At 57.6% G+C, this 9342-nt stretch carries 7 protein-coding genes and 1 tRNA gene; 3 read left to right on the top strand and 5 right to left on the bottom strand.

Annotated elements, in window-relative coordinates; translation table 11 throughout:
- Positions 1-31 precede the first annotated feature (31 nt).
- Positions 32-691: an SDR family oxidoreductase gene (locus NW818_RS02005; protein WP_414423705.1), complete on the top strand. Its 660-nt coding sequence runs from the start codon at positions 32-34 to the stop codon at positions 689-691.
- Between the two features lie 22 nt (positions 692-713).
- On the opposite strand, the gene NW818_RS02000 is transcribed toward NW818_RS02005, so the two are convergent.
- The 4 genes from NW818_RS02000 to tgt form a co-directional block, all read right to left on the bottom strand.
- Positions 714-1010, bottom strand: a complete 297-nt coding sequence (locus NW818_RS02000; RefSeq protein WP_414423703.1) for a hypothetical protein — start codon at positions 1008-1010, stop codon at positions 714-716.
- A gap of 6 nt (positions 1011-1016) precedes the next feature.
- Entirely contained in the window at positions 1017-2150 is a 1134-nt protein-coding gene (locus tag NW818_RS01995; protein ID WP_414423702.1) for a hypothetical protein, read from the bottom strand.
- 22 nt (positions 2151-2172) lie between these two features.
- Positions 2173-2532: a hypothetical protein gene (locus NW818_RS01990; RefSeq protein ID WP_414423701.1), complete on the bottom strand. Its 360-nt coding sequence runs from the start codon at positions 2530-2532 to the stop codon at positions 2173-2175.
- A gap of 113 nt (positions 2533-2645) precedes the next feature.
- The gene (gene tgt / locus NW818_RS01985) at positions 2646-3755 is read right to left on the bottom strand and encodes a tRNA guanosine(34) transglycosylase Tgt (protein WP_414423704.1); all 1110 of its coding nucleotides are present in this window, start codon (positions 3753-3755) and stop codon (positions 2646-2648) included.
- A 112-nt stretch (positions 3756-3867) separates the two neighbouring features.
- Here tgt and NW818_RS01980 point away from each other — a divergent pair.
- Positions 3868-3950: transfer RNA gene (locus tag NW818_RS01980), tRNA-Leu, on the top strand.
- Between the two features lie 57 nt (positions 3951-4007).
- On the opposite strand, the gene NW818_RS01975 is transcribed toward NW818_RS01980, so the two are convergent.
- Positions 4008-4385: a hypothetical protein gene (locus NW818_RS01975; RefSeq protein ID WP_414423700.1), complete on the bottom strand. Its 378-nt coding sequence runs from the start codon at positions 4383-4385 to the stop codon at positions 4008-4010.
- A 288-nt stretch (positions 4386-4673) separates the two neighbouring features.
- Between NW818_RS01975 and NW818_RS01970 the strand changes: the two genes are divergently transcribed.
- Entirely contained in the window at positions 4674-9248 is a 4575-nt protein-coding gene (locus tag NW818_RS01970; RefSeq protein WP_414423699.1) for a GAF domain-containing protein, read from the top strand.
- The last annotated feature ends 94 nt before the right edge of the window (positions 9249-9342 follow it).

Raw genomic sequence — 9342 nt, 5'->3', positions numbered from 1 at the left:
GCAGTGTTCAGCGTAAATGTATCAGAAACTTATGCAGGCTTTTGTTGCAGGGGCTACAGGAGAAACCGGACGCCGCATTGTCAAAGAGTTGGTGGGCCGCGACATCCCGGTACGGGCGCTGGTGCGCAGCCATGAGCTGGCCGCTCGGGTTTTGCCCCCCGAAGCGGAAGTGGTGGTGGGGGATGTGCTGGATCCGGCCACGCTGGAGACGGGCATGGAAGGATGCACGGTGGTGCTCTGTGCCACCGGGGCCAGGCCCAGTTGGGATCCCTTTCAGCCCTACCGAGTCGACTATGAAGGCACCAAGAACCTGGTCGATGTGGCCAAAGCCAAAGGGATCCAACACTTTGTTTTAATCTCTTCCCTGTGTGTTTCCCAGCTGTTCCATCCCCTCAACTTGTTTTGGCTGATCCTGGTGTGGAAAAAACGGGCGGAAGAATATCTGCAAAAAAGCGGCCTCACCTACACCATCGTTCGACCGGGGGGCCTAAAAAACCAAGACAACGACGATGGCATTGTCCTATCCAAGGCGGATACCCTCTTTGACGGCAGCATCCCCCGCACGAAAGTAGCCCAAGTGGCCGTCGAAAGTTTATTCCAGCCCGCCGCCCAAAATCGCATCCTTGAGATCATCGCCAAGCCGGGTGTGCCCAACCAAGAATGGAGCGCCCTCTTTGCCATGGCAGGATAGGATGTTCGCGCCAGGCTTGCCCTCAACTCTCCTCTGCCTTGGAATCAGCAGACTTCGCCAACTGCTGCAAGCGATCTAGGATCCGCGCCTCAGCGTTAGCATCGTGGAGTCGCAACGTCAGGCGGGGCACCCGCAACGAAGCCGTAATCCGGCCTGAGGGCAGATCCAGCCACACCAGTTGCCCTTGAAAACAGCGACAAGCGGCTCCCCATTCCTGGGCCAGAGCCTCTACCTCTGACCAGACAAGGCAACGTGGCAGCAGCAGGTCGGTGGCCCACCCCGCTCCACACTCCCGCCGCCTGAGGACACGCACCTGCATGGATCCCTACATCCGCAAGGACTCCGTCCCGCTGACGCGAGCGGCGTAAAACTCGCACCAGGGATCCCCTTTCTCTCTAGCCTTGGTCTCCTGGCCGTGGAAGAGCCCACCCCGCTGGAAGAGGCGGTTGTAGAAGACTTGATCCAAAACCGGCTTCTGCTGGATGTTGCCGTTGTAGACCAGATTCATCATCGCCGGCACCGCCCCTTGAGCAAAATAGCAGGCGGGATCTTCTGCCCGTGGGTAGGAAGCCAAAAAGTAGTTGGCTTCGTAGTTGCCATCAATGGCCACCCGGCAAGACTGGCCACTCACCACCTCCAAAGCCTGCCAGCGACCCCACCCCAGGCTGCTGGCCACCGCATAGCCGCCGTGGATCCAGTCCGTGTCCTTCTCCAGCATCGGCCCCACCAGGGTTTCCCACTCCACCGATTCCATGATGTTGCCGAAGGTGTAGAAGACACAAACATGCCCCGACTCGCGGATAAGAGCTTCCCCCACCCCCATCAGCTCAGCCTGCACCGCCTTCAGCTCCTGTAAAAAGCGATATTGAATGCGGTTGCAGTAGTTGGCAGGCATGCGCGTTAGCAACACGTTAAACGCGCGAATCTGCCCCTGATCATCTCCGGCCAAAGGCAAGCCCCACAGAGCTTCGTTGACCGCATCGTAGTCCACTGCTGTTGTGGGCCGGGGGAACTGGAGCGGCTGCTCGATCAACTTGCCCATCCCTGGACTGGGAGTCAACAACTGGGGCCGCGGCAGCCGAGTGGCCTGGATCACGCAGTGATCCTTGCGCGTAACGGCCATACACTCCGTTTCTTCTGCCCCGTAGCTTCCCAGCTCGCCAAACGTGGCATCCAGAGCTGCCGCCACATAGCCCACCGCCAAGTGGTCAATGGGACGTGTGCGGTTGACCTGATCCCCGTACTTGCTCAGCCAACCTTCTGCATAGTGAGAATGGGTAAGCTGCACTTCCCCGCCTGAAGGTGTCACCTCAAACGCCAGCCGCCCAAATCCTAAAAAACTGAAGATCTGAGCTGCTACTGCCAGGCGCTCTTGGGTCTCCTGAATGCCAAGAGCCTTGAAAGCTCCGTACAGAAGACTGTAAAAGATCTCCTGGGCTGCGGTGCGCAGAATTCCCACTCCATCGATCCAGTCGGGATCTTCAATAGTCTGCTGCAGGAAGAGGTTGTAGTGATGGCAGTGGAAGATAACCGGCTCTCCAAACAAAGTAGGGGCTTTTGGGAAACGCTTTGATGACAACCCGCAACGCCGAAGTGCCGGCCAAAAGGTAGTCCGCCTCTTGGTCAGAGCTGACAAGCTGGCATAGACGACTGTTGGCCTGGACTAGGTCGCTGGCATAGGTGCCCAAAAGTTCTAGGGCCTGCTCCTCTTGGCTATCACTGACGTAGGTTACTTTGGCTACTGTAGCACCATCAGTGGCCCGCCCTATCAAAACAGCAATCAAGCCCGGAAGGCCGGCAATGTGCTGTTCAATCACGCTGCTGAGGGTTCGGATAGCCATGATCTGACTCCTTCCTGCGGCTACATGGGATAGTTTAAGTATATACACGGGATATTGGAGTGCCTAGTGAACTAGGATGGATCGGATATTTCCAGAGAAATCTCCTGACCGGCTTAGCTCCAGGGATCCCAGTGCTCATGAAATTGGCCTTCCAAGATGGCCTGACGCATCTTCTGGGTGTAGCGCATCAGCTCCGTGATGTTGTGGATGGAGAGCAGAGTGTAGCCCAGGATCTCCTGGGCGCGGATGAGGTGGCACAAGTAGGCTCGGCTAAAGTGGCGGCAGGTGTAGCAGGGACAGTCGGGATCGATGGGATCCAGGCTGCGGCGGTGCTCGGCATTTTTGATGTTCCAGCGTTTGCCCCGGCTGATCACCGTGCCATGGCGGGCATAGCGGGTGGGGATCACGCAGTCAAACAAATCCACTCCGGCGGCCACGGCGGCCCGCATCTCTGCATAGGTGCCCACCCCCATGAGATAACGGGGGCGATCTGCCGGCAGTAGAGGGGCTGTTTGCCGCACAACGGCGTGCATAAACTCGACCGGCTCCCCCACACTCACCCCGCCAATGGCATAGCCCGGCAGATCCAACCGACAGACCTCTTCCACCGCCCGCCGGCGCAGCTCAGGGTAAACTCCCCCCTGCACAATGCCAAACAAAGCCTGATCTGAGCGGCGATGGGCTTTCACGCAGCGTTTCAGCCACTGGGTGGTTCGCCGCACCGCTGCTTCCACTTCCTCAGGGCTGGCAGGGTAGGGCGGGCACTCGTCGAAGGCCATGATCACATCGGCACCCAAGGCATTTTGAATCTGGATGGATAGCTCTGGGGTGAAGTGAATGATGCGGCCATCGAGAGGAGAGCGGAACGTCACTCCCTCCTCGTTGATTTGGCGAATGGCGCTGAGGCTAAAGACCTGAAAGCCGCCTGAATCGGTGAGGATGGGGCCCGACCAGCCCATAAAGCGGTGTAGCCCCCCTGCCGCTTGAATGATGCTTTCGCCAGGTTGCAGGTGGAGATGATAGGTGTTGCTGAGGATGATGTGGGCACCTGTCTCCTTGAGCTGGGCCGGGGTGAGGGTTTTCACGTTGGCCAAAGTTCCCACCGGCATAAAGCAAGGGGTTGGGATCCCGCCGTGGGGGGTGACGAAGTATCCCGCCCGCGCTTGGGTATGGGGGCAGGTGCCCTCGCAGGTGAAGGTAAAGTCGGCCAAGGTCAGCGTTATCGGCTTTAATCTTGTGCGCAGCAGAGCTTAGCACAGATAGAGCCGCCGGCAAGGGATCCCTTTTGCCAGCCTTGACAGGGATCCCCTGCTTTGGGCACACTTGTAGATCGCCGCGGAACTGGCGGAATGGTAGACGCGCTAGATTCAGGTTCTAGTGGCAGCAATGCCATCGGGGTTCAAGTCCCCGGTTCCGCACTCCCCCAAAATGGGTTTCAGGGGATACTGCCAGGTTGTCCGGCTTCACCTCCACTTCTAGAGGGTCAGCTCCTTTTCGATTTGGCCAAGCTTGATGCGGGCAAGGGCCAAGTTGCTTTTCTCTCGATCCAGAACCAGATAGAAAAACAAACCAGAGATGTGCTGGACTAGATGCATTAGGTGGTACTGAGTCTCCAGCAGGATAAGAATCTCCTCGATTTTGTCAGTAAGCTTAAGAGACTCAGCAACTCGCATTTTGGCGCGAATTACTTCTGTATTTCCGGCGATTGCCAGCTCCAAGTTAGCTTCAGGAAAAGCGGAGCTGTTGGTGCCCTTATATCCCAAGCACATCCCAGTTTTCCAATCCCCCAGCGCTATCCCCAGTGCTCCATCGATGCTCAGAGCTTTTACCAAACTGTCTTGGAGTTTTTGCATGACTGAGAGTATTCCCCCTTTACAAAGCTCGTCGCTCTATAGTAGGTCTTCCGTTGAGAAATTTCAACTCGAAGCTTGCTTAATTTGCAGGAGCTAGAAGAGTAGCTGACGCAGGCGTGGTGAAAATGTAGCGAACTGAACCAACGGGAAGCTGGTTTGGGGATCGGATCCCTGTAGCTTCCGGTGGAGAGGCTTGGAAGTTATGCTGGGGTTACCTCTTTTACCTTGAGACTATCGACCTCCGAGATCGGTGGATCGGGATCCCTTTCTCTCCGCTTAGTTTGACCTATGCCTAAGGCCCCCCTCCCTCCCAACGAAGAGCAGCGGCTGGCTGCCCTGCGGCAGTATCAGATTCTCGATACGGCACCTGAAACTGCCTTTGACGAGATCGTCCGCCTTGCCGCCTACATCTGCGGCACGCCCATTGCTCTGGTCAGCCTTGTCGACGAACACCGCCAGTGGTTTAAAGCCAAATTCGGCGTCGATGTGCAGGAGACTCCCCGGGATGTGGCCTTCTGCGCCCACGCCATCTTGTCGCCTAAAGAGCCGCTGGTGGTGCCCGATGCCACTCAGGATCCCCGCTTTGCCGATAACCCGTTTGTCGCTCAAGAGCCCCACATTCGCTTTTACGCTGGCATTCCCTTGGTAACTCCAGAAGGGCAGGCCCTGGGCACGCTTTGCGTTGTCGATTATCAGCCTCGGCAGCTTAGCCCGGAGCAATTGGAGCAGCTCAAGGCCCTGGCCCATCAGGTGGTGGCCCAACTGGAGCTGCGCCGTACTTTGAGGGAACTGGCTCAGACGCCTCTGCTGCCTAAGTCGGGGGATACTAAACCTGCCCGCAAAAACCGCTTTCTCCTCAAAGTTACCGCCGGTTTTGGCCTGGCTGCCTTGCTTTTGGGCGGGATCACCTACTCAGCTCAGCGGAATGCCTCTCAACTGCCGCAGCTTACAGAACGAGTGGCCCACACTCTAAAAGTGATCCAAAACTTGGAAGGATTGCTGGCGGAAACCCGCGCCGCCGAAGCCGGTAAACGTGGCTATCTTCTGACCGATAATCCTCGCTACCTCGGTGAGTACCAAGACAGCCTTGAAGCAATCTCTACCCGTCTGCGCCTGCTGCAGGAACTGACTGTCGACAACCCCCTGCAACAGGAGCGTCTGAAGCGCCTAGAGCTGCTGCTGGAGCAACGGCTACGAGTCATCCAAGACTTGATCCGGCTGAGGGAGCAAGAGGGGCTACTCGCCACCCAGGAAGCCCTGGAAAGCAGCGAAGGGCCAAGGTTGGTGGAGCAAATTGTCGAGTTGATTCGGGTGCTGCAGCAGGAGGAAAATCGCCTTCTGCAGCAACGCAGCCAGGAATTTCAGTTTGCCTGGGTTAGAACCAATCTCATTGCTTTTGGCGGGCTCATTTTTACTTACCTGGTTTTGGCCTCGGTTTACTTCCTCATCCGCCGGGAGACTGCCGAGCGGGAAGAGGCAGAAGGATCCCTCAAGCAAGAGCGAGATTTTACCAACGCGGTTATTGATACAGCAGGGGCGCTGGTGGTGGTTCTGGATCCTGAGGGACACATTTTGCGCTTCAACCGCGCTGCCGAGCAGCTTTCTGGCTACTCGCTGGCAGAGGTCAAGGGCCGGCTGCTATGGGACTTAGGTTTGATCCCGCCGGAAGATGTGCCTGGTGTGAAGCAAGCTTTTGAACAGCTCAAGGGCAATCATTCCCTCTTTTTGAATCGCCATGAGAATTTTTGGCGCACCAAGCAGGGGGCACTGCGGCTTATTTCTTGGTCTAACACCGCCCTAATCAACGCTGCCGGCGAGGTGGAGTTTGTCATGGGCACCGGCATCGACATCACCGACCGCAAGCTGGCGGAGCTGGCCTTGAAAGAAAGCGAAGAGCGCTACCGGGATCTCTTTGAAAATGCCACTGACCTCATCCAAAGCGTGGATGCTGAAGGGCACTTTTTATATGTCAACCGCGCTTGGAAAGAGACCTTGGGCTATGACGAAGCTCAAGTTTATCAAATGACCCTCTTCGACATTCTCCATCCCGACTGCCGGGAGCACTGCCAGGCTCTTTTCCAGAAGCTTCTATCGGGGGAGAAAGTAGAGAGAGTAGAGACAGCTTTCCTCACGGCCAGCGGTGAAACCGTTTGGGTGGAGGGCAATGTCAACTGCCGCTTTGAAGATGGAGTGGTGGTGGCTACGCGGGGCATCTTCCGCAACATTACCGAGCAGAAGAAAGCGGCAGAAGAATTGGAGCAGCAAAACCGCCGGGCTCAGTTGCTGGCGAATCTCAGCTTGAAGATCCGCGAATCTTTGGATATCGCCGAGATCCTAGAGACGGCGGTAACAGAAATCCAAGCCCTGCTCAAAGCCGACCGAGTCTTGGTCTACCGCTTCCAGCCGGATGGTTCTGGGATCATCTCCAACGAGAAAACTCAGCCGGGGATCCCCTCGCTGGCAGGAGAGGTGATCGAGGATCCTTGCTTTCAGGAGAAATACGCCCAGCTCTACAGCCAGGGCCGCGTTCGCGTTGTTAGCGATGTGGAAAGTGAAGGACTGGAGCCTTGTTACCTAGAGCTGCTGCAAAAAATGCAGGTCAGGGCCAACATGGTGGTGCCGCTGTTTTTGGAGCAGCAGTTGTGGGGGTTGTTGCTGGCCCACCAGTGCTCCGGGCCCCGTCAGTGGCAGCCGTTTGAGATGGAGCTGCTGTCGCAGTTGGCCAACCAAATTGGCATTGCCCTCACCCAGGCAGCCCTTTTGGAACGGGAGAGAAAGCGCAGCCTCGAGCTGGAGCAGGCCCGCAAAGCAGCTGAGCAGGCTGCCCAGGCCAAGAGCAGCTTCTTGGCCACCATGAGCCACGAGATCCGCACCCCCATGAACGCGGTACTGGGGATGACGGGCCTGCTGCTGGAGACCCCCCTCAATGCAGAACAGCGGGACTTTGTAGAGACCATCCGCATCAGTGGCGATGCGCTGCTCACCCTCATCAACGACATCCTGGACTTCTCCAAATTGGAGGCCGGGGAAATGGAGCTGGAGATCCTGGATTTCGATCTCCGCTCGTGTCTGGAAGAGGTGGCGGATCTGTTTGCCCCCACTGCCCACGCCAAGGGATTGGAGCTGGCGGTGCTCATGCCACCGGAAGTGCCGCGCTACCTGCGGGGAGATGCCTCGCGACTACGGCAAATCCTCAACAATTTGGTAAGCAACGCCATTAAGTTCACCCACCGAGGAGAGGTGGTGATCCAAGCAGAGGTGCTGCAAGAAACCGCTACCCATGTCCACCTCAGGCTCTCGGTGAGAGATACCGGGATCGGGATCCCGGCGGCGGCGCAGAGCAAGCTGTTTCAACCGTTTAGCCAGGTGGATGCCTCTACTACCCGCAAATACGGAGGTACGGGACTGGGCTTGGCCATCTGCAAACAACTGACAGAACTGATGGAGGGAACCATCTCGGTGCACAGCCAAGAGGGGCAGGGCAGCACCTTCAGCGTTGAGCTGACCCTGGAGCGGCAGCCCTATGCCCAGCAGCTTTCCCAGCCTTCTGCTCGCATCCCGGTGGATCTGCAGGGCAAGCGACTGTTGGTGGTGGACGACAACGCCACCAATCGCAAGATCCTGCGCTGCCAGGCCACGGCTTGGGGAATGGTGGTGGAAGAGGCCGAAAATGCCTATCAGGCTATGGACAAACTGCGCCAAGCCGTTCGCGAGGGCAGACCCTTCCCCCTGGTCGTTTTGGATATGCAAATGCCAGAGGTGGATGGGGAGACCTTGGGCCGCTGGATCAAGGCAGATCCGCAACTGGCCGAGACGCAACTGGTGATGATGACTTCACTGGGACTGGGGGAGCACTCCCGCCGCGCTGCCGAAATCGGCTTTGCCGCCTACCTGGTTAAGCCGGTAAAACAAAGCCGCCTTCAGGAGGCGTTGGCCATGGCCCTGGGGAAATCTTCTGGCCTCTCCACCTCTCTTTTGGGCATTGGCCCCCCTCTCTCTCAGACGACGCCTATGGCCGACCGACCCCAGCAGTCCCTGCGCATTTTGCTGGCAGAGGATAACCCCGTCAACCAAAAGGTGGCTTTGCGCCAGCTCGAGAGTTTGGGCTACATGGCCGATGTGGTGGCCAATGGTCAGGAGGTATTGGATCTCCTGCAGCAGGTCAGCTACGACCTCATTCTTATGGATTGTCAGATGCCGGTGATGGACGGCTACGAGGCCACCCGCCGCCTACGCCAACAGGAACGGAGATCCGGCCACCGCACAGTGGTGATTGCCATCACGGCCAACGCCATGCAGGAGGATAGGGAGCGCTGCCTGCAGGCAGGTATGGACGACTATCTCAGCAAGCCGGTGCTGAAGGAAGATTTGGAAAGGGTGCTCAACCACTGGAGCCAGGTGATTGCCCAGTCTGCAGCAGGATCCTCCAATGGATCCGCTTCTAAAGCAGCCTCTCCAGCTTCCCCCGCTGAGAGCCGGGATCCCTCTTCTCCCACCTTGCCCTATCCCATCGACTCTGCCTATCTGGATCAGGTTTCCGGCGGGGATCGCGGGTTTCAGCGAGAGCTATTGCAGGTGTTCATCCAAGATTGTGAAGACCAGCTGCCGCAATTGCGCCAAGCTATTGCCGGTTACGACGCAGAAAGAATGCGGCGGATCGCCCACCGCCTCAAAGGAGCCAGCTCCAATGTGGGAGCTAATGCTTTTTGCCAAGTGGTCCGCGAGCTGGAGCACTTGGGGGTAGCGCTGGCCCAGCAGGGATCCCAAGGTGATCATGAATGGGCACGGGCTCTGCAGGCCCCAGAAGACCTAGAACGCATCTTGGCCGATATCCGCCAGTACTTGCAGGATTTGGAAGAGTAGATTCCTAGGGATCCCAAGCCTTCTGCGCTGCTAGCTTTCACTCCCCGCCCCTCTCCCAGTGGAAGAGGAGAGCATGCCTCTAACCCCCAAAACC

Origin of the sequence: Synechococcus sp. R6-5, from assembly GCF_047461775.1 — a bacterium.
GTDB lineage: Bacteria > Cyanobacteriota > Cyanobacteriia > Thermostichales > Thermostichaceae > Thermostichus.
This window is presented reverse-complemented; position numbering and strand designations above follow the sequence as displayed.

Excerpts from the sequence above, each read along its gene's own strand:
- NW818_RS02005 (WP_414423705.1), top strand. The coding sequence starts at position 32 with ATGCAGGCTTTTGTTGCAGGGGCTACAGGAGAAACCGGACGCCGCATT.
- NW818_RS02000 (WP_414423703.1), bottom strand. The coding sequence starts at position 1,010 with ATGCAGGTGCGTGTCCTCAGGCGGCGGGAGTGTGGAGCGGGGTGGGCC.
- NW818_RS01990 (WP_414423701.1), bottom strand. The coding sequence starts at position 2,532 with ATGGCTATCCGAACCCTCAGCAGCGTGATTGAACAGCACATTGCCGGC.
- NW818_RS01975 (WP_414423700.1), bottom strand. The coding sequence starts at position 4,385 with ATGCAAAAACTCCAAGACAGTTTGGTAAAAGCTCTGAGCATCGATGGA.
- NW818_RS01970 (WP_414423699.1), top strand. The coding sequence starts at position 4,674 with ATGCCTAAGGCCCCCCTCCCTCCCAACGAAGAGCAGCGGCTGGCTGCC.